The following is a 19,401-nucleotide window of genomic DNA, read 5'->3' as shown; positions in this document are numbered from 1 at the left end:
CCTCCGTGATCGGGCAGAGACCGGCAACGGCACCGGTTTTTGCCATACGGCGCGTTTCGGTTTCCGTCATGTGCGTCGCATGGATGAGGCACCAGCGGCCATCGACTGGCGCATTGTTCAGCAGCCATTCCACCGGCCGAGCACCGGAAAAAGCAAGCGAATCGTCCACTTCCTTCGTCTGTTCCGCCACATGAATATGGATCGGCCCGTCTTTTGCCAGCGGCTCGATGGCTGCCAGCTCGGCGCCGGTCACTGCGCGCAGGCTGTGGGGGGCGATACCGAGGGTGGCACCCGGTAAGCTATCCACCACGCCTTGCGCGCCCTGCATCAGCTTGCCGTAACTATCGAGCGAATGGATGAAGCGCTTCTGCCCGTCGATCGGCGCCTGGCCGCCGAATCCGGAATGAGCATAAAAGACCGGCAGCAATGTGAGGCCGATACCCGTCTGCGAGGCGGCCGCGCCGATACGCTCGGCCATTTCGGCGATATTGCCATAATGTGAGCCATCCCTGTCATTGTGCAGATAGTGAAATTCGCCGACCCGCCCAAAACCCGCCTCCAGCATTTCCATATAAAGCTGAGCGGCGACCGCCTCGACATGGTCAGGTGTCATGGAGAGCGCGAATTTATACATGACGGTGCGCCAGCTCCAGAAACTGTCGTCACCGGGACCGCGAGTTTCGGCAAGCCCGGCCATGGCGCGCTGAAAGGCGTGGCTATGGAGATTGGGCATGGCCGGAATGATGACCGCGTGGCGCTCGTCCTGCTGCTGCGGGGAAACGCCGGTTTCGACGGATGAAATAACGCCGGCATTGCGGATGATGCGAACATCTTTCGCCCATCCATCAGCCAGAAGCGCTGCGCCCGCGTGAATTGCCGTCATGCCACCCTCTCCTTTGGTTCTTTCCGGCAAGGCCACCTCAAACCCGAAATTGCAGCTTGCCAAGCCTGTTATTATGTATATACATTTAACTCACAAAGGAAAGGCGAAAAGCAAATGCCAGGGAACAAATCTGCAAATGGAATGGCGACCGGGAACGTCACGGCTTTGTGGCGCAATGCCCGGCTGGCGACTTTCAATCCTGACATGGATGGCATTGGCGCTGTCGAAAATGCCGTGATTGCCGTGCGTAACGGCCACATTGCCTTTGCCGGCCCAGAAAGCGATCTGCCCGCTGATCTCGCTACAACCGATGAGACCACCGATTGCGGCGGTCGCTGGATCACACCCGCCCTGATCGACTGCCACACCCATCTTGTCTTCGGCGGCAATCGCGCCATGGAATTCGAGATGCGGCTGAATGGCGCCACCTATGAAGAGATCGCCAAAGCGGGCGGCGGCATCATTTCTTCGGTGCGCGACACGCGCGCACTTTCGGAAGAGGCTTTGGTGGCGCAGGCCCTGCCGCGTCTCGACACGCTTCTTTCCGAAGGTGTTTCCACCATAGAAATCAAATCCGGTTACGGTCTCGATATCGAAACCGAGCTGAAAATGCTGCGAGTGGCCCGCAGACTCGAGACGCTGCGGCCCGTGCGTATTGTCACCAGCTACCTCGCCGCACACGCGACACCCGCGGACTACCAAGGTCGCAATGCCGACTATATTACCGAAGTCGTTCTGCCAGGGTTGGAAAAAGCCCATGCGGAAGGGCTGGCGGATGCGGTGGACGGTTTTTGCGAAGGCATCGCCTTTTCGGTCCCGGAGATCGACCGGGTTTTCAAGGCTGCGAAACAGCGGGGACTTCCCGTCAAGCTGCATGCGGAGCAGCTTTCCAACCTTGGCGGCTCAGAGCTTGCGGCATCCTATAATGCGCTTTCGGCCGATCATCTGGAATATCTCGATGAGGCTGGTGCGAAGGTACTGGCGAAATCGGGAACGGTGGCCGTGCTTCTTCCCGGCGCCTTTTATGCGCTCAGGGAAAAACAATTGCCGCCGGTGCAGGCCCTGCGCGACGCCGGGGCCGACATGGCGCTGGCAACGGACTGCAACCCCGGCACATCGCCGCTCACCTCGCTGCTGCTGACCATGAATATGGGCGCAACGCTTTTCCGCATGACCGTTGAAGAGTGCCTGACGGCGACGACACGCAACGCGGCAAAGGCGCTCGGCCTGCTTGCGGAAACCGGCACGCTGGAGGCTGGAAAATCCGCTGATTTTGCCATCTGGGATATCGAGCGCCCGGCAGAACTCGTTTACCGCATCGGTTTCAATCCGCTCCATGCCCGTATTTTCAAGGGACAGAAGGTTTGCCCATGACCATGAAGACCATCACGCTTCACCCCGGCAATGTGACCTTAGCCGATCTCGCCGGTATATACTGGGAGAACGGCAGCGCCAGACTCGACCGCAGCTTCGATAAAGGCGTTGAAAAGGCAGCGGCCCGCATCGCCGAGATCGCCGCCGGCAATGCGCCGGTTTATGGCATCAATACCGGTTTCGGCAAACTCGCTTCCATCAAGATCGACGCGGCCGATGTGGCGACGCTGCAGCGCAATCTCATTCTGTCGCATTGCTGCGGGGTGGGTGCACCGCTTCCTGAAAATATCGTGCGGCTGATCATGGCGCTGAAGCTGGTTTCGCTCGGCCGCGGCGCATCCGGTGTGCGGCTTGAACTGGTTCGGCTGATCGAAGACATGCTTGAAAAGGGTGTCATTCCCGTCATTCCAGAAAAGGGTTCGGTTGGCGCGTCCGGCGATCTCGCGCCGCTTGCCCATATGGCCGCTGTGATGATGGGCGAAGGCGAAGCTTTTTATGAGGGCGTACTTCTGCCCGCTGGAGAAGCGCTCACCAAAGCCGGGTTGACGCCGGTTGTGCTTGCCGCAAAGGAAGGGCTGGCGCTGATCAACGGCACGCAAACCTCGACGGCCCTGGCGCTCGCCGGTCTTTTCCGCGCCCATCGCGCAGCACAGGCGGCGCTTGTCACCGGCGCGCTTTCCACCGACGCCGCCATGGGATCGTCTGCTCCTTTCCATCCCGATATTCACAGCCTGCGCGGCCATAAGGGCCAGATTGATGCGGGCGCGGCGCTTCGTAATCTGCTGGAAGGTTCGGAAATCCGCGTCAGCCACATTGAAGGCGACGAGCGGGTGCAGGACCCTTATTGTATCCGTTGCCAGCCTCAAGTGGATGGCGCTTGCCTTGATCTTCTGCGGCAGGTGGCCCGCACGCTGGAAATCGAAGCCAATGCGGTGACGGACAATCCGCTAGTGCTTTCAGACAATTCCGTTGTCTCTGGCGGCAATTTTCATGCCGAACCGGTCGCCTTTGCCGCCGACCAGACGGCGCTCGCCATTTGTGAAATCGGTGCGATCGCCCAACGCCGCGTGGCGCTGCTGGTCGATCCAGCGCTTTCTTATGGTCTGCCGGCGTTTCTCTCCACGAAGCCGGGGCTGAATTCCGGCCTGATGATCGCAGAAGTCACCTCCGCCGCGCTGATGAGCGAGAACAAGCAGATGGCGCATCCCGCCTCGGTCGATTCCACACCGACCTCCGCTAATCAGGAGGACCATGTCTCCATGGCCTGCCATGGTGCGCGTCGTCTGTTGCCGATGACGGATAATCTTTTCGCCATCCTTGGCATCGAGGCGCTTTCAGCCGTGCAGGGTGTGGAACTGCGCGGACCGCTGAAAACGAGCCCTGAATTGCAAAAGGTGATTGCTGCGTTGCGCGCCGTAGTGCCGTCACTTGAGGAAGACCGCTATATGGCGCCGGATTTGAAGGCTGCGGCAGAGCTGATCGGCTCCGGCGCGCTGGTCGCGGTAATTTCGGACGATATTTTGCCGAAGCTGGAGGTTTGAGGTGATGAGTGCTTTGTCCTCCCCTGCCTTGGGGTTATCGGTCTTTGCCGTGGGGTTACCCCCCTCTGCCCTGCCGGGCATCTCCCCCTCAAGGGGGGAGATCAGATGCCGCGCCCGCTCGTTCAATAGGCATGGAGTCATCCGCTTGCCGATCTCCCCCCTTGAGGGGGAGATGCCCGGCAGGGCAGAGGGGGGTAACCCCACGATGGAGAGGGCCAGCTAATGAACACGCCCTTCACCCTTCACCAAGGTACCTCGCCCATCATCCTCGGCCTGCCTCACACCGGCACGGATGTACCAGCCGACATTTGGGATCGTCTCAACGATAACGGCAGGCTACTCGCCGATACGGACTGGCATATCCATAAGCTCTATGACGGGCTTCTGGAGAACGCGACGACCGTAAGGGCCACCTTCCATCGTTACGTGATCGACGCCAACCGCGACCCAGCCGGGGTGAGCCTTTATCCGGGCCAGAACACGACAGGCCTTGTTCCGGAGACCGATTTCGACGGCGAGCCGATCTGGAATGAAGGACAGGAGCCCAGTCAGGACGATATTGCGCACCGTCTGGAAAACTTCCACGCGCCCTATCACGCGGCCCTCGCGGCGGAAATCGAGCGGGTGAAATCCATCCACGGCATCGCCATTCTCTATGATTGCCATTCGATCCGTTCGCATATCCCCTTTCTGTTCGAGGGCAAGCTGCCGGACTTCAATATCGGCACGGATTTGGGCAAGACCTGCGATCCAGCAATCGAGAAAATCGCCGTCGAGGTGACCGCAGCGGCGGCGGGCTATGACAGCATTCTGAACGGCCGCTTCAAAGGCGGCTGGACGACGCGCCATTACGGAAATCCGGAGACCGGTGTGCACGCCATTCAGATGGAGCTGGCGCAGTCCACCCATCTTCAGAACGAGCAACCACCTTTTGCCTATGACACGGGCAAAGCCGAACGGCTTCGCGCCCATCTCAAGACCATTCTCACGCGCATGGAAAAATTTGCGCTCGACACGAAATGATAAGGGGAAAGTACATGAACAATCCACGCCACAATATTCGCGATGTCCGCGCACCGCAGGGCACTGAACTCAATGCCAAAAGCTGGATGACGGAAGCGCCGCTGCGCATGCTGATGAACAATCTCGATCCTGACGTCGCCGAGCGCCCGCATGAGCTGGTGGTTTATGGCGGCATTGGCCGCGCCGCCCGCACGTGGGACGATTTCGACCGTATCGTCGCGACGCTGAAGGACCTGAACGAGGATGAAACCCTCATCGTGCAGTCGGGCAAGCCCGTCGGCGTGTTCCGCACCCACAAAGACGCGCCGCGCGTCCTGATCGCCAATTCCAACCTCGTGCCGCATTGGGCGAACTGGGATCATTTCAACGAGCTGGATAAGAAGGGCCTTGCCATGTACGGCCAGATGACGGCCGGTTCGTGGATCTACATCGGCACGCAGGGCATCGTGCAGGGCACCTATGAAACCTTCGTCGAGGCCGGCCGCCAGCATTATGAGGGGAACCTGAAGGGTAAGTGGATTCTCACCGGCGGCCTCGGCGGCATGGGCGGCGCACAGCCGCTGGCAGCCGTTATGGCCGGCGCTTGCTGCCTTGCCGTCGAATGTGATGAAACCCGCGTCGATTTCCGCCTGCGCACCCGTTACGTCGATGCGAAGGCGCATACGCTCGATGAGGCGCTGGCGCTGATCGACCAATGGACCAAGGCAGGCGAGGCGAAATCCGTCGGTCTGATCGGCAATGCGGCGGAAATCTTTCCGGAACTCGTCCGTCGCGGCGTCCGCCCCGATATTGTTACCGACCAGACCTCGGCGCATGACCCCGTCCATGGTTACCTTCCCGCCGGATGGACGGTTGCCGAATGGCGCGCCAAGCAGGAAAGCGACCCGAAGGCCGTTGCCGCTGCGGCGCGTGCATCGATGAAGGTACACGTCCAGGCCATGGTCGATTTCTGGAACGCCGGCGTTCCGACGCTCGATTACGGCAACAACATCCGCCAGGTCGCCAAAGATGAGGGGCTTGAAAACGCCTTCGCCTTCCCCGGTTTCGTTCCGGCCTATATCCGCCCGCTATTCTGCCGCGGCATCGGCCCGTTCCGCTGGGCGGCGCTTTCGGGCGATCCGGAAGATATCTACAAGACCGACGCCAAGGTGAAGGAGCTGCTGCCTGATAACAAGCACCTGCACAACTGGCTGGACATGGCGCGTGAGCGCATCGCTTTCCAGGGCCTGCCGGCGCGCATATGCTGGGTCGGGCTTGGCGACCGCCATCGTCTGGGGCTTGCTTTCAACGAAATGGTCAAGAACGGCGAACTGAAGGCACCAATCGTCATCGGCCGCGATCATCTCGACAGCGGCTCCGTCGCTTCGCCCAATCGCGAGACCGAAGCCATGAAGGATGGCTCGGATGCCGTCTCCGACTGGCCGCTCCTCAACGCACTTCTCAACACCGCATCCGGCGCGACATGGGTATCGTTGCATCACGGCGGCGGCGTCGGCATGGGCTTCTCGCAGCATTCCGGCATGGTCATCTGCGCCGATGGCACCGATGATGCCGCGCGCCGGCTGGAGCGTGTTCTCTGGAACGATCCGGCAACCGGCGTCATGCGCCATGCCGATGCCGGATACGACATCGCCGTGGAATGTGCCAAGGAGCAGGGACTGCGCCTGCCCGGTATTCTCGGCAATTGATTGTTGTGCCGCGCGGTCCATCGCCGCGCGGCCTCCCCTTCCGCAAATCAAGCCGGACAGCCATTATCCAACCCGCTCCTTCGTCTGAAACTTCCGAGTCGATTTTCTCGTTGTTACTGTCGCTCAGGCATATGGTTCATTTTCGCGCCTGTGATAACGCGGCGAGCTTTGATGGAGTGCGGACGACAGCATGGCACCACGGCATATCTCATTTGGCCTCTCTTTTTTGATTGGTGCAATTTTTCCTGCTTTCTCTTTCACCGTCACTGCAGCTTCCGAAGGCCAAAAGGCTTTTCCGGTGAGAATTGATGTCGGCGGATACAAACTCAACAGCCTGTTGATTGAACCGCAGAAACCGGCAGACCTGCCGCCGATCGTTTTCCTGCACGGCGCAAGCGCAAGTCTTTATGATCCGCTGTTTTCCTTTGCAGACAAACTCCGTGGCCGCGCAAGACTGCTGTTCATCGACAGGCCGGGCCATGGCGGCTCCGATACTGGCGGCAAGGACAATATCCTGCCGGATGGACAAGCCGATGCCGTGGCTCAGTTGATGAGAAAGCGCGGCATCCACAAGGCTATCATCGTGGGGCACTCCTTTGGCGGCGCCATCACCGCGGCATTCGCGCTTCGCCACCCGGAGATGGTGTCCGGCCTGGTGTTTCTTTCTCCTGCGGTTTACCCTTGGCCGGGAGGAATTGCCTGGTATTACACGGCAGCAAGCGCCCCGGTGACCGGCCCGCTTTTTTCGGCCTTCGTCGCGCCACCCGCCGGTTTCCTCGCACTCGATCAGGCGACGCGTGGGGTTTTTGCACCGAATAATCGACCCCCGGACTATGTCGAGGCAACCCGAGCATGGGCGGCATTGCGACCGAAAGCCTTTCGCCATAACGCGCAGGAAGTCGCCGCCTTGAATGGATGGGCGCGGAGCGCCGCACCGAATTATTCCAAGATCAAGGCGCCGACCATCATCATAACCGGCGACACGGACAATGTGGTTTCACCAGAGATTCACTCTCGCCAGTTTGCACGCGATATCGACAGGTCAATCCTGATCGTTGTGAAAAATCTCGGACACAAGTCAGACTACGTTGCGCGTGATCTTGTTGTCGAGGCGATCGAGAAACTCGCCGGAAAAAGGGGCGATCTACACACAGCGCAAAAGCAGCTTGAGAAACTTATCGCCGGTGACGGTAAGTAACACCCTCCTGTCCAGCCAAACGCCCAGGGAATGCAGAAGATGAGACACCTACAAAAAACCACCTACACATCCATGCCCTGGAAAAACGGCGGCGGCGTAACGACGGAGATCATCGTTCATCCCGCAAACGCCTCGATGGCGGATTTCGATTGGCGCATCAGCATGGCGGATGTTGCGCAAGATGGGCCTTTTTCCATATTTGACGGGATTGACCGCACCCTCTGCATCCTCGAGGGGAACGGCATGAGCCTCAGTATTGACGCAAGCGAGCCCGTTTCGTTGACGATGGAAAGCGATCCCTTGCCCTTCGCTGCCGATGTTTCCGTAGAGGCCGTTCTGGGGAATGGTCCCATTGTCGATCTCAATGTCATGTCCCGTCGCCGGCACTATGCGCACCGCGTCGAGAGACATCGCGGCGCGCTCACCGTTCACTCAACGGTGTCAACGGCGACGGTAATTTTTGCCGCTGATCCCGTCAGCGTCTCATCAGGCGGCAGAAACGTGAATTTGCAGCGACGCGACAGCCTACTTCTGGAGCCCGGCACCGGATTCGCCATAGAGGGCGTTGAAAAGGATGCTCGTTTCTTCGTTGTGTCGTTTGATCAGGTGTGAAGCTGCCTCACGTTAATCCAGCCCCAGCGGATCGGCCACCCGCGGCCAAAGCTCAAGGCTCGCCTTCCGATAGGGCGTTCTTGCCGGATCGGTCGGATAGGATGTCGGGGCCGCAATATAAACGATCTCAGATGCGACCGGCGCAAACCCCGCATGGAAATGGTTGGTGGACTTGACCAGCAGTACGTCTTTTTTTGCAAAATCGACGCCGAGATTGGAAAAGATATCCGGCTCATAAGTTTGCGTGCGGCTGGTGATGAGGATGATATCGATCTGCGTACCGAGCGGTCGAACGACAGCTGCGCGGCCGAGCGTGACGCGGCTGTTGCGGAAACTCTGCCAGCCGGCCTCGGCCGTGCGCATCACCTTTATGCGAAAATCGAGCGGCTCGCCGCCTTGAGGGCTGGATTTGCCGCCGATGCGCAGATCGATCTCGGCCCCCTCACCCGCCGCATGACAGAAAGACACAGCAATCGGGTCCCAGATCGTCGCGACGGCGATATTGTCCATGCCGCGCTCCATCATGCGCCGCAGAATATGGGTGGCGTCGCCGGCGACACCGCCGCCCGGATTGTCCCAGATATCCGATACGACGACCGGCCTGTCCGGATTATTGCTGCGAATGGCAAGAACCTGGTCGAGACCGGATTCCGTATCCAGCATCGGCATGGCGGTCAACTTGCGCATGGCATAAAGCTCATGGCCGAGCTTTTGGGCCAGCACATCGCCCTTTGCCCTGTCATTATCGGTCACGACAACGATGCGCGTTCCCATATCCGGCACGTCACCCGCCATGAAACCGTGAATAACGGAAATCGACACGATGCCTTCCTTGCCTTCCAACGCCTTCAGCCGGTCGACGTAAGAGCGCATCGGTTCACGGCTGGTGGGATAAATGGTGATCATACGGCAATCGAAAGTGGAGATGACCGGCTTTATCTCCCCCCGAAGCGTGCGCAGCGCCATTTCAACCACATGCTCGCCGCGCTCTTCGAAATCCGTATGCGGAAACTCCAGGAACGTCGCCATAATATCGAGATTTTTGACCCGAAGCGCCGTCAGATGGCTGTGCGGATCGAATTCCGCCGCGATAAGTACATCCGGTCCGACCAATGCGCGGACCCGTGACAGGAAGTCCCCTTCCGGATCGTCATAACCCTGCGCCACCATGGCGCCGTGCAGACCGAGCACCACCGCATCGACCGGCAAGGCGGCGGTGAGTTCGGCAAGAATGGTGTCCCGCAGCGTTTCATAGGTCTGGCGCTGGATAAGACCGGCCGGTTCCGCCCAGCAGGACGTTCCCTCTATTACCGTGAACCCTTCCGCCCTGCCGCGACGGCGCAAGATAGGCACTGGCGACGAGCAAAGCGTCGGCGTTTCTGGATGCTCCCCCGGCCCGGCATAAAAAGCCGCACGAAAGGCATCCATATCCGTCGGGACAGGTGAAAACGTGTTGGTTTCGGTGGCGAGTGACGCCGTGAAGATGCGCATGTCTCTAGATTCTCGTTACCGCAATCTGCCCTTTGGCAGCTTTATTTCCAAATTTAATTAGCCGGTAATTTTACCAGACCGTACCGCGCGCCGCGACCTGCTCAACCCGCGTCACGACGCCGTTTCGATGGAAAACCATCCTGTCGAAAAGATTGCTGACGACGCAGGTATGGTTCGGGACGACCTTGACCATCTCGCCGATCTCAGGCAGGCGCGAGGCACAGCCGGATAGATCGACAACCGCATGTTCTTCCGAAAGCGAGATGATTTTCGCATCTTCATAGCTTTCAAGTAGCCCGTAATCGCTGAAACCCAGGAGATCCGAGGTAAGGGCCTTGGAGCCGCAATCCAGCACGGCCCGATCGGCTGTCGGTCGCGATACGACGGTGGCGAGAATATGCATGGCGAGATCGCCGGCCGTGCAATGTCCAGCGCGCAGCATGGCGCGATCATTATAGACATAGGTACCGGCCCGATGTTCGGTGGCGGAAGGAACCAGATGGGCGGCGTAAAAATCGGGAGAACCGCCGCTGGACCGCACCGGACAATCTATGCCCTTTGCCGCCAGCAATGCCATCGTCTCGCGAAGGAAGTTTTCCACCGTCACGGCTCCGCCCGGTGCCGGATAGGTCAAAATGCCCTTGAATGTGAGGCCCGGTGCCGCGATGATCTGTTCCGCAAGCGCCAATGCCGCTTCCGGCGTCTGCACGCCGCAGCGCTTGCCGCCTGTGTCGCATTCGACCAGCACGGCAAGCGGCCTTGCCGTATCGAATGCATCGGCAAGGCCGGCAATCGTGACTGCGCTATCGGCAACCACGCTCAATTGGCCGATGCGCGCATTCAGCGCCTTCAGCCGCGAAAGCTTTGCCGCACCGAGAATATTATAGGTAATCAAAATGTCATCAAAACCGGCATCCGCAAAAACTTGCGCCTCACTGACCTTCTGGCAATTAATGCCGATAGCACCGGCCTGAAGCTGCTGCCTGGCGACGGCGGGTATCTTGTGCGTCTTGATATGCGGCCGAAAGGCCTTGCCGTGATCATCCAGATAGGATTGCGCCCTGAGGATATTGGCGGCGAGCCTGTCCTCGTCGATCACAGGCATCGGCGTCGAAATCGCATTGAGGGGTGTGCCCGCATCAGGCCAGGGATAGGTCATCATCTACTCTCAAACATCGGCAAATTGGGCTTCATGCCAGCGGATTATAGGCGATAACGTCCATTTCCACCTTGGCATCGACCATCAGCGGCGATTGCACGGTGGAGCGTGCCGGCGGATGATCTATGAAATATTTCTGGAATACAGCGTTAAAGCTCGAAAAATCCCGGGCATCGTCCAGCCAGACATTGACCTTGACCACATCCGCAAGCGTACAATCGGCAAGCGCCAGAACGTCCTTGATATTCGCAACCACCTGCTCGGTCTGCGCCACGATCCCGCCGGTTACAACCTCGCCATCGACGGTGGGCACCTGCCCGGAAACATAAATGAAATCTCCGGCCCGGACGGCCTTGGCAAATGGCCGCCGCTGTCCGCCAGCCTGATTGTCCGCCGCCTCATATCGTATCAGTTTCGGCTTTTGCATAGGTCCTCGCAAATTATTTTCATAATTTCAGAAATTCTTACGATACGTAGCCGATTTTATGATGCTTTTCCATAAGTAATGTAAATAATTTAGCAATCGCGCACATTGCGTGCGAAATCCGCTGCCGTGCTTACCGCCGATACATTACAGGGAAATGTATCGCTCATGGTCGATATATGGCGTGATTCATGGGGAACTGCATGCTTGTCATGCGCCCCCGTGGGCATTCGCACGGCGTTCCACTCGCGAAATTCGGCATCCATGGAATTCCCGGAACATTATTCAGAAAGCAAGTTTGCCGCGGCTAACCTCTTAGGAGTGGTACTAGACACGTCTCGATTCGGCCGGCCCTTCCCCCCGCGGAAAGGCGGTCCTTCGCCGTCACTCTCTCCGTGATCTTCCCAGAAGCTGCCCGCCGTCAGCGCCCCGGTGGCGAAAAGACCGGGCCAGCTTCGTCCGTCAGTCCGCAGCAAACGAGACTGGCCATCGACTTCCACTCCAAGCCCGAAGGGATCGAGCAAAATAACGTCGTCACCGCGCATCGTTTCAAGAAGCCGGGAATGGCCGATGCCGGCTCGCTCCATTCCGGTACAATTGACGACCCAATCGACCTGCAGCTCCTCCGATATCTGCGTATGCCTGCGGCGGTAACGCATGGCGATCCCCTCCTCTCCTTCTTATATGGAGCGAAGGTAACCCGCATGAATTTTAAGAACGCCATCTGAAAGCAACTTCCCGAAGGCGCCAGACACTTCAGGCGCAATCCGATGCCGGTGGATGTTCTACCACGGCAAGGCATGCCGAAGGAATCGGCTGCGCTGCGCAGGTGTGAGACGTTGCCGAAGCGATTGAGTTTGCGGCCGCAAGCCATCCATGACGGTGCGCCACGTCGCATCTTCGCTCACCTGTTTGCGCAGAGCGCACAGCAACCGGCTGATCTCCGTTGAGCCTTCAGGTAACTTAGACTCCTCGGGCGGCGGCGACAGGCTGACATGCGCATTCGAGCAAGTCCACCGGACATGAATTGGCCCCTGAATACAGATGCGATTCCCGGCCCTGATTTTGGACAACTATCCCCGCAACCAGCAGCGGCCGATGATACGTTGCGGACCCTCCTTCCCTGGTGACAATTTGCAACGGCAAACTCGTCGCACCGACACCCAGACACAGGACAACATTCAGCGCACGCAGCTGCTCTCCATTCTCCAGCGTAGATAAAAATCCGCCTCTGCGATCCGCCCGAGAGGTCAAACCTTGGCCCGAACGAAATCCATCCGGGCTCCTTACTCTTCGATTCTAAGCAGCCCAGCCAGCATGTAGCGAAGATAACGGTCGTCGTCCCCGCACAGGGCGAACAGTAAGGGACTGTCCGCCATCCCGCCTTCCACCAACCCGTTGACAAAATCATCCGGCTTGTCCGGGACGACACTCATTCGCCCGACCGGCACATTCAAACGATGATTGGGCAGCTCCGTGCCGCTGGTGGCGCCGCGCCGGAAATCCCATTCATCGCCGACGATCGCTATAGAGGCTTCCGCCGGCTGGGACGATAAAAGATGAGCGGCTGTACGGATGATCAAGAAATCCGAGCCGATGAAAGCGACTTCATAGGATAATCATTCTTCCACCGTGCGACGAATTGAACCGCCAAACGACGGACGTCGAACTCAACGAGTAGCGATTGAACCAATGTAAATGTCCACCCATCACTTTCCAGCGCTGGAACCAGCCGGAGCACAGAAGGCTAGATTGAAAGTTAGCCGCGGCAAACTTCTGCGCTGGACGTCCATTCCACCCCAAGCGGACGCGATCAACGCCCGTCTTTCCGATCGGCGACGCGCAGTTAGCCGCGGCTAACCGTCAAACTGTCACAAAAAGCAAATGTGATTCTTCCACAATGCTTTAGCGGCACTTTCCAACCTGAGAAAAAAGCCTATTGCGCCGAAAAGAGAATCGGCGCTTATATCTCAGTTGCGGAAAAAACCGCCTTTTTCGAAAAAAACCGCTACTGCAATTTCGAGCGAAAGAAGACCGATGACACAGAGTGCCGATTTAAGACGTGCCGCAGGAGCACCCGACCTGACGAGTCTTATACAACAGCATTCGGCTGCGTTGTCAGCCCAGTTGCAGGCTCATAATGCAAATACATTTTCACCGCACACCGAAAAGAGCATGCGCCATTTTTCACCGGCTGAAACCGCACGGCTGATCGGCATCGGCGAGGCCTATCTTCGCCAGATCGCCGCCGAGCGTCCGGAGCTCGATGCGGCTCAGGCTTCCGGTCGTCGTTCCTATTCCGTCGAGGACATGGACGAGATTAGAAAATTCCTCGATCAGGGCGCACGTGGCACACGTCGTTATCTGCCGCATCGCCGCGACGGCGAAGAATTGCAGGTCATTGCTGTCATGAACTTCAAGGGCGGCTCCGGAAAAACCACGACATCAGCGCATCTGGCGCAATATCTGGCACTGCGTGGCTACCGGGTGCTTGCCATCGATCTTGATCCACAGGCCAGTCTTTCCGCCCTCTTCGGTCATCAGCCGGAGATCGATGTCGGTCCGAATGAAACGCTCTATGGTGCAATCCGTTACGACGATGAACGTCGGCCGATCGCCGAGATCGTTCGTGGCACCTATATTCCCAATCTCCACATCGTTCCCGGCAATCTGGAGCTTATGGAGTTCGAACACGACACACCCCGCGCTTTGATGCGTCGCGCGCCCGGCGATACGTTGTTCTTTGCCCGCATCGGCCAGGCGATAGCCCAGGCGCAGAACTTCTATGACGTCGTGGTCATCGATTGCCCGCCGCAGCTTGGTTACCTGACGCTTTCAGCGCTGACGGCCGCTACATCGGTTCTCGTCACTGTTCATCCGCAAATGCTTGATGTCATGTCGATGAACCAGTTCCTTGCCATGACCGGTGATCTCCTCGCGGAAATCGGCAGGGCAGGGGCGCGGTCCGACTATAACTGGATGCGTTACTTGATCACCCGTTTTGAACCGAGCGATGGGCCGCAAAACCAGATGGTCGCTTTCCTGCGCTCGATTTTCGGTGAAAACGTCCTCATCCACCCGATGCTGAAGAGCACGGCCGTCTCGGATGCCGGACTGACCAACCAGACACTTTTCGAAGTGGAAAGAACCCAGTTCACCCGGTCCACCTATGACCGTGCGCTGGAAGCCATGAACAACGTAAACGCTGAAATCGAAGGACTGATTAAAAAAGCGTGGGGTAGGGCAGCATGAGCAGAAAACAAATATTCGCCAATCTCGGTACGCCGGGTGCCGACAGCAACGAGACTGCCACCGAGCGGTCGCGTCCGCGTATCAGGCCTATTCTCGGTTCTACGGAACTCGTGACGGATGTTCTGAATTCCCCGGTCGGCATGATTGGCCAGTCGCTCAACGAAGTGTCGGAACGCGCCAAGCGCGCAGAAGAGATCGAAAAACAGCTCGCTGAAGGTCTTACGATTGTTTCGCTCAGCCCTGCCGATATCGATCCCTCTTTCATACCGGATCGCATGCCAGCCTCTGAAGAGGCGGATGCAGGCCTGGTAGAGGCCATTCGTGAACAGGGCCAGCAGGTTCCCATTCTGGTGCGCCCACACCCCGAATTCCCCGGCCGTTATCAGGTCGCCTTCGGTCATCGTCGCCTGCGCGCCGTCTCCAGCCTCGGTATTCCGGTCAAGGCGGTCGTTCGCGATCTCAGTGACGAGCAGCTGGTCGTTGCCCAGGGACAGGAAAACAACGAGCGCCGTGACCTCACCTATATCGAAAAGGCGCGTTTTGCCCAGAAACTGCAGATGCGGTTTCCCCGTGATACGATCATGGCCGCCATGTCGCTGCACAAGGGCGATCTTTCCAACATGCTGTCAGTTGTCGGCCGCATTCCGGAGGATCTCGTCGATCTGATTGGCCCGGCCCCAACTGTCGGCCGTCGTAACTGGATGGATCTTGCCGATCAGCTTTCCTCCTCGCAGGTCAAGGAAGCAGCCCGCGCCTACGTCAAGGACCCTTTGGTTGCCGCCTTGCCATCGGAAGAACGTTTCAAGTCGCTTCTGGATTTTCTGAAACCCAAGGCGCAGCCCAAAAGAACCGGCGTCTGGTCATCGCAAACCGGTGGCCGACTGGCAAAGGTGGTCGAAAGCGATCGCAAGCTGGACATCTCTATCGACAAGAACGAAGCACCGGAGTTTGCCGAATTCGTTCTGGAACATCTTCAGACGCTGTTTGCCGAATACCGGTCTAAGCAGTGATTTTTAACTCGAACGACTAACAGGAGACGCATCACAAAAGAAAAAAGCCCCCGAACGTTGCCGCGCGGAAGCCTTTCTTTGATTTAAGCACCCGAAGAATCTCATTTCCGCGAATCATAGTCAAGAGTCTTGGCATCGAATTTTTCGGTGAGCGATTTTCTTTTGCCTTGTGAAAGGTGAAAGACATGGACAGCACATGTGTAACGACGCCCTTTGGGCGGCGAGCGATGTCGTTTGGCGTCCTCGCGACCCAATTCGCTGCGCAGAAAAACAAGAAGATCGAGGCGGTCGATAAGTGGAAACTCTATCGTTCGGTCTGTGAAGCCAGGCCATTGCTCGGCGTGACTGATCGATCGCTTGCGGTCCTGAACGCGCTTTTGAGTTTTTATCCGAAAAACGAGCTTTCCAGCGAAGCCGGATTGGTCGTCTTCCCGTCGAATACGCAATTATCACTCAGGGCCCATGGCATGGCCGAGCAGACATTGCGCCGGCATCTCTCGGCGCTTGTCGAGGCCGGGCTTATCATTCGCAAGGACAGCCCGAACGGAAAACGATACGCCCGCAAGCACAGGGGAGGGGAAATCAGCGAGGCTTACGGTTTTTCGCTGGCGCCGCTTCTTGCCCGCAAAGCGGAAATCGAGGAACTGGCCGAACGCATCGTCAGTGAGCGGCTCGATCTTCAGCGGCTTCGTGAAAACATCAGCCTTTGCCGCCGCGATATCCAGAAACTCTGCGAAATGATTGCCGCGAGCGGTAAACTCGAAACTTCCGAAGGATTTCAGACCCGCTACAACGCCATTGCCCGCTCTCTCGGCCGCAACTCCAAGCCCGCGGAACTTCGGGAAATCGCCGGATTTTTGGCCTCTTTACGCGCGGAAGTGACCAACTATCTGGAAAATATTGAAAAACCGAAAAAAATGGGCGGCAATGACTGCCAAAATGAGCGCCTCATAAAGAATTCAGAATCCGAATCCATATCTGAACGGCACGATTTGTGTGAAACAGAAACCGTTGCACCTGCCAGCACGGCAAGCACCCAGCCGGCATGTGCGGCACCTGTCACTGCTAAAGCCTCACCGCAGTCAGCAAAACCTGTTCTTCATAAGCAATTTTTTGTTCCTGATATTGTTTTGGTTTTGAAGGCTTGCCCGGATATCTCGCTTTATGCCCCAGGCGGCGCAGTTACCGGATGGCGCGATCTCGAAGTGGCGACATCGGTCATCAAAACCATGTTCAACATCAGCCAGTCGGCGTATCAGGATGCGATTGCCACATTTGGCCGACAGGGAACGGCAGCCATTCTCGCCTGCCTTTTGCAGAAAGCGGACCAGATAAGCTCGCTCGGCGGATATCTGCGTAATCTGACCCGTAAGGCGCAGGAAGGCGGCTTCGATGTACAGACCATGCTTTTGGCGCAGTTGCGAGGGCGTAAGGACACCATGGAGGCGAACATGCTTTTGTGAATTCTCACGGCCGCAGGAAATCGTCATCGCTTGCGGAAAAAGCAGACGGAAGTTACATTAACGCCGTTTCCGCAAGTAGAAAGAGATTCGCATGAGCCTGCTGTAATGATCAATGCAGCTGGTGGATTTCTATGGTTAATGCAAAGTAATGAAAACTAAGTTCCATTTAGCTTTCGTTTGCGTTTTTCCGTGATTGGTTTCAATCGCTTGAGTCGAGGGCGTTTTTCGTCGAAATTGCGACGAGAAGAGCAGAAAAGTGCAATCTGTGTGCACGGAGCATGTGGTGAAGAGGCGGGTGGCACTGCATATAGAAGTGGCATGGCCGGGCGCCGCAAAACCGAGACACGGCCCATCGGAAGTAATTGGACGGTCAACAGACAAAGCCGCGCCCGAGACGGCGAAGTTGAACTTTCTGCAAGGTCCTGCGTTTGCGCTTCATTGCTTGAACGGATGGCTGAGTTGATGAATTTTCCGGACGACATGGAACTGGCTGTCGCTCTTTATATGGCGGACAACGCCTTGCCGCGGGAAAGGGCTATCGAAAAGCTCCTGCGTGCGGAGTTCGAAAACACCGGCCATCTGCCCGACGACGAAGCGCGGCCGCCGGAGATCGTCGGTGGGCAACCGAGTGCCGAGTATGTTCAATACAGCTCCTACCTTGATGGGGATAACTGAAGAGCGGCGGAACCAAAGCGGGCGAGGGCTGTTTATGGCGCAGATAATTGACGCCAGGATATACGTCCCATGTTTCCAAGATCATTTGTTTTCTCAGCCGCACTCGCCGCGATGACAGGCCTGCCGGCGATTGCCCAGCCTCTCGAGGTCAGCACGCTTGCGGTTTCCGGTGCCGCCCGCATTTCAGTGCCGCCGAAGACTACCGCCCCGCATTACATTACCGACGTGTCCGGGAAGAAAGTCCGTCTGGTTGGGCCGCGCTTTTATCCTGACAGTGCGCGGGCGCTTGAGTTTCCCGGCCGAAGGTCGAACCCGGCTGTATCGGCCAGCGAAGAGGCTTTGTCGCAACAGTAAGGATGCGTGGTGACAGAACCGGTTGCGACGATCAAAATATTGCGGCGGAGGTGGAATGAGAACCGGGGGTGAGCTTCAAGGACGCATAGATGCGAAAAGCTGGATAAGGCAAGAGGGCCAGGACGCCGGCAAGGCCAGTTTCCCCGAACTGTTCTTCGATCTGGTCTTTGTTTTCGCGCTGATTCAGCTCTCCCACGCGCTGGCCAAGGATTTTGGGCCAACGGCGGCGCTTGAGGCCTGCATCCTGATATTGTCGCTCTGGTGGCTATGGATACACACCACCTGGATCACAAACCTGTTGAACACGGAAAAGGAGCCAGTCAGGATCCTGCTGTTCGTGCTGATGTTCGGCGGCGTTCTGCTGGCCATCGCGCTGCCGGAGGCTTTTGCGGAACAGGGCCTCGTCTTCGCCCTGATCTACAGCGCGATGCAGGTCGGCCGAAGCCTGTTCGCCCTTTATGCGTTCAGGAGCGAAGACCGGCAGTCTTTTCTGGTCTTTGTGCGTGTGACGATCTGGCTTGCGGTTTCCAGCCTGTTCTGGCTGGCCGGAGGGCTCGCCGATCTGACGGACCGCATTCTCTTTTGGGCCATGGCGCTCGTAATTGAATATGCCGGCCCTGCCTGCCGTTATGTCGTGCCAGGTGTGGCCTCGAGCGACGAGGACCGGTTGCATCTTTCCGGCGAGCATCTGGCGGAGCGATGTGCGCTCTTCGTCATCATCTGTCTTGGGGAAACGATCCTCACCACCGGGCGCACGGCGACCGAGTATATGAATTCAGGCCTGACATTCACCGTCTTCTGCTCCGCTTTCGTCAGTACCGTGGCGATGTGGTGGATTTATTTCCATCATGGGCAGGAGGAGGCTTCGAGAAAAGCCGAGAACGCCGAAGAAAAGACGAAGATCGCCCATAATCTTTTTAACTATGGGCATTTGCCCATCGTCGCCGGTATCATCCTGACGGCGGTAGGTGAGGATTTCAGCCTCTCCCACCCGCGAGAAGGTGCGACATTGCGGGAGGCGATCGCCATTCTCGGCGGCCCTGTCCTGTTTCTGGCCGGCAATATCGGCGTCAAGATCGCCGCCGCCTATCAGCGACCGGTCTCGCATTTTGCCGGCGTGGCGGCGCTCTGCGTGCTTTTGCCGGTGCCGGGCATTCCGCTTTTCGTGTTGCAACTGGCGAGCATGGGCGTTCTTCTGCTTGTGGCGCTTTGGGAGTATCTGGCTCTCCAAAGGGCGGTCGCCAATGCCTGATC

General features: G+C 57.9%; 18 protein-coding genes and 1 pseudogene (1 of these 19 cut by a window edge). 13 read left to right on the top strand and 6 right to left on the bottom strand.

Annotation, left to right across the window (positions count from 1 at the left end; translation table 11 throughout):
* A protein-coding gene (locus AGR1_RS20245; protein WP_149147979.1) for a formimidoylglutamate deiminase crosses the window boundary here: on the bottom strand, positions 1–883 show its 5' portion. Its footprint begins 464 nt before the window's first position; 883 of the gene's 1,347 nt are visible here — the first part of the coding sequence; its start codon is at positions 881–883; its stop codon lies off the left edge, out of view.
* A gap of 141 nt (positions 884–1,024) precedes the next feature.
* Between AGR1_RS20245 and hutI the strand changes: the two genes are divergently transcribed.
* Positions 1,025–2,257 carry an imidazolonepropionase gene (gene hutI / locus AGR1_RS20240; protein ID WP_348640588.1) on the top strand — a complete coding sequence of 411 codons (1,233 nt, stop codon included), beginning with the start codon at positions 1,025–1,027 and terminating at the stop codon, positions 2,255–2,257.
* Positions 2,254–3,798 (top strand): histidine ammonia-lyase, encoded by a 1,545-nt coding sequence (gene hutH, locus AGR1_RS20235; protein WP_149147977.1) that lies wholly within the window; start codon positions 2,254–2,256, stop codon positions 3,796–3,798. The genes hutI and hutH overlap by 4 nt, the downstream gene beginning before the upstream one ends.
* Positions 3,799–3,849: 51 nt before the next feature.
* Here the strand turns inward: hutH and AGR1_RS29925 are convergent.
* A pseudogene (locus AGR1_RS29925) lies at positions 3,850–3,996 on the bottom strand (riboflavin biosynthesis protein RibD); the annotation flags it as partial.
* A 24-nt stretch (positions 3,997–4,020) separates the two neighbouring features.
* Here AGR1_RS29925 and hutG point away from each other — a divergent pair.
* From hutG to AGR1_RS20210, 4 genes are all read left to right on the top strand, one after another.
* The gene (hutG, locus tag AGR1_RS20225) at positions 4,021–4,821 is read left to right on the top strand and encodes an N-formylglutamate deformylase (RefSeq protein WP_149147976.1); all 801 of its coding nucleotides are present in this window, start codon (positions 4,021–4,023) and stop codon (positions 4,819–4,821) included.
* Between the two features lie 14 nt (positions 4,822–4,835).
* Positions 4,836–6,509 carry a urocanate hydratase gene (gene hutU / locus AGR1_RS20220; RefSeq protein WP_080794601.1) on the top strand — a complete coding sequence of 558 codons (1,674 nt, stop codon included), beginning with the start codon at positions 4,836–4,838 and terminating at the stop codon, positions 6,507–6,509.
* A gap of 190 nt (positions 6,510–6,699) precedes the next feature.
* Positions 6,700–7,707: an alpha/beta hydrolase gene (locus tag AGR1_RS20215; RefSeq protein WP_149147975.1), complete on the top strand. Its 1,008-nt coding sequence runs from the start codon at positions 6,700–6,702 to the stop codon at positions 7,705–7,707.
* A 30-nt stretch (positions 7,708–7,737) separates the two neighbouring features.
* Entirely contained in the window at positions 7,738–8,319 is a 582-nt protein-coding gene (locus AGR1_RS20210) for a HutD family protein (RefSeq protein ID WP_348640587.1), read from the top strand.
* A gap of 12 nt (positions 8,320–8,331) precedes the next feature.
* On the opposite strand, the gene AGR1_RS20205 is transcribed toward AGR1_RS20210, so the two are convergent.
* The 3 genes from AGR1_RS20205 to AGR1_RS20195 form a co-directional block, all read right to left on the bottom strand.
* On the bottom strand, positions 8,332–9,810 hold the full coding sequence (locus tag AGR1_RS20205; protein WP_149147973.1) for a M81 family metallopeptidase: 1,479 nt from the start codon (positions 9,808–9,810) through the stop codon (positions 8,332–8,334).
* 70 nt (positions 9,811–9,880) lie between these two features.
* Positions 9,881–10,969: a D-TA family PLP-dependent enzyme gene (locus tag AGR1_RS20200; RefSeq protein WP_149148034.1), complete on the bottom strand. Its 1,089-nt coding sequence runs from the start codon at positions 10,967–10,969 to the stop codon at positions 9,881–9,883.
* Between the two features lie 31 nt (positions 10,970–11,000).
* Positions 11,001–11,396 carry a RidA family protein gene (locus tag AGR1_RS20195; RefSeq protein ID WP_149147972.1) on the bottom strand — a complete coding sequence of 132 codons (396 nt, stop codon included), beginning with the start codon at positions 11,394–11,396 and terminating at the stop codon, positions 11,001–11,003.
* 392 nt (positions 11,397–11,788) lie between these two features.
* Between AGR1_RS20195 and AGR1_RS29920 the strand changes: the two genes are divergently transcribed.
* Complete coding sequence (locus AGR1_RS29920) at positions 11,789–12,121, top strand: hypothetical protein (protein WP_246669680.1); 333 nt, start codon at positions 11,789–11,791, stop codon at positions 12,119–12,121.
* A gap of 558 nt (positions 12,122–12,679) precedes the next feature.
* Here AGR1_RS29920 and AGR1_RS29915 read toward each other — a convergent pair.
* Entirely contained in the window at positions 12,680–12,976 is a 297-nt protein-coding gene (locus AGR1_RS29915) for an FAD/NAD(P)-binding protein (protein WP_246669679.1), read from the bottom strand.
* A gap of 454 nt (positions 12,977–13,430) precedes the next feature.
* On the opposite strand from AGR1_RS29915, the gene repA reads away from it, so the two are divergent.
* From repA to AGR1_RS20160, 6 genes are all read left to right on the top strand, one after another.
* Complete coding sequence (gene repA / locus AGR1_RS20185; protein ID WP_026363408.1) at positions 13,431–14,645, top strand: plasmid partitioning protein RepA; 1,215 nt, start codon at positions 13,431–13,433, stop codon at positions 14,643–14,645.
* A complete protein-coding gene (gene repB, locus AGR1_RS20180) occupies positions 14,642–15,655 on the top strand; it encodes a plasmid partitioning protein RepB (protein ID WP_149147971.1) in 1,014 nt (337 codons plus the stop codon). Before repA ends, repB begins: the two co-directional genes overlap by 4 nt.
* A 185-nt stretch (positions 15,656–15,840) precedes the next feature.
* Entirely contained in the window at positions 15,841–17,118 is a 1,278-nt protein-coding gene (repC, locus tag AGR1_RS20175) for a plasmid replication protein RepC (protein WP_149147970.1), read from the top strand.
* Between the two features lie 462 nt (positions 17,119–17,580).
* A complete protein-coding gene (locus AGR1_RS20170) occupies positions 17,581–17,793 on the top strand; it encodes a hypothetical protein (RefSeq protein WP_149148033.1) in 213 nt (70 codons plus the stop codon).
* Between the two features lie 69 nt (positions 17,794–17,862).
* Positions 17,863–18,147 (top strand): hypothetical protein, encoded by a 285-nt coding sequence (locus tag AGR1_RS20165; RefSeq protein WP_080794615.1) that lies wholly within the window; start codon positions 17,863–17,865, stop codon positions 18,145–18,147.
* A gap of 55 nt (positions 18,148–18,202) precedes the next feature.
* Entirely contained in the window at positions 18,203–19,399 is a 1,197-nt protein-coding gene (locus tag AGR1_RS20160) for a low temperature requirement protein A (protein WP_149147969.1), read from the top strand.
* Positions 19,400–19,401: the final 2 nt, after the last annotated feature.

This window comes from Agrobacterium sp. B1(2019) (assembly GCF_008274755.1).
Classification (GTDB): domain Bacteria; phylum Pseudomonadota; class Alphaproteobacteria; order Rhizobiales; family Rhizobiaceae; genus Agrobacterium; species Agrobacterium salinitolerans.
The sequence above is the reverse complement of the archived record's forward strand: the minus strand, read 5'-3'. Positions and strand labels throughout refer to the sequence as shown.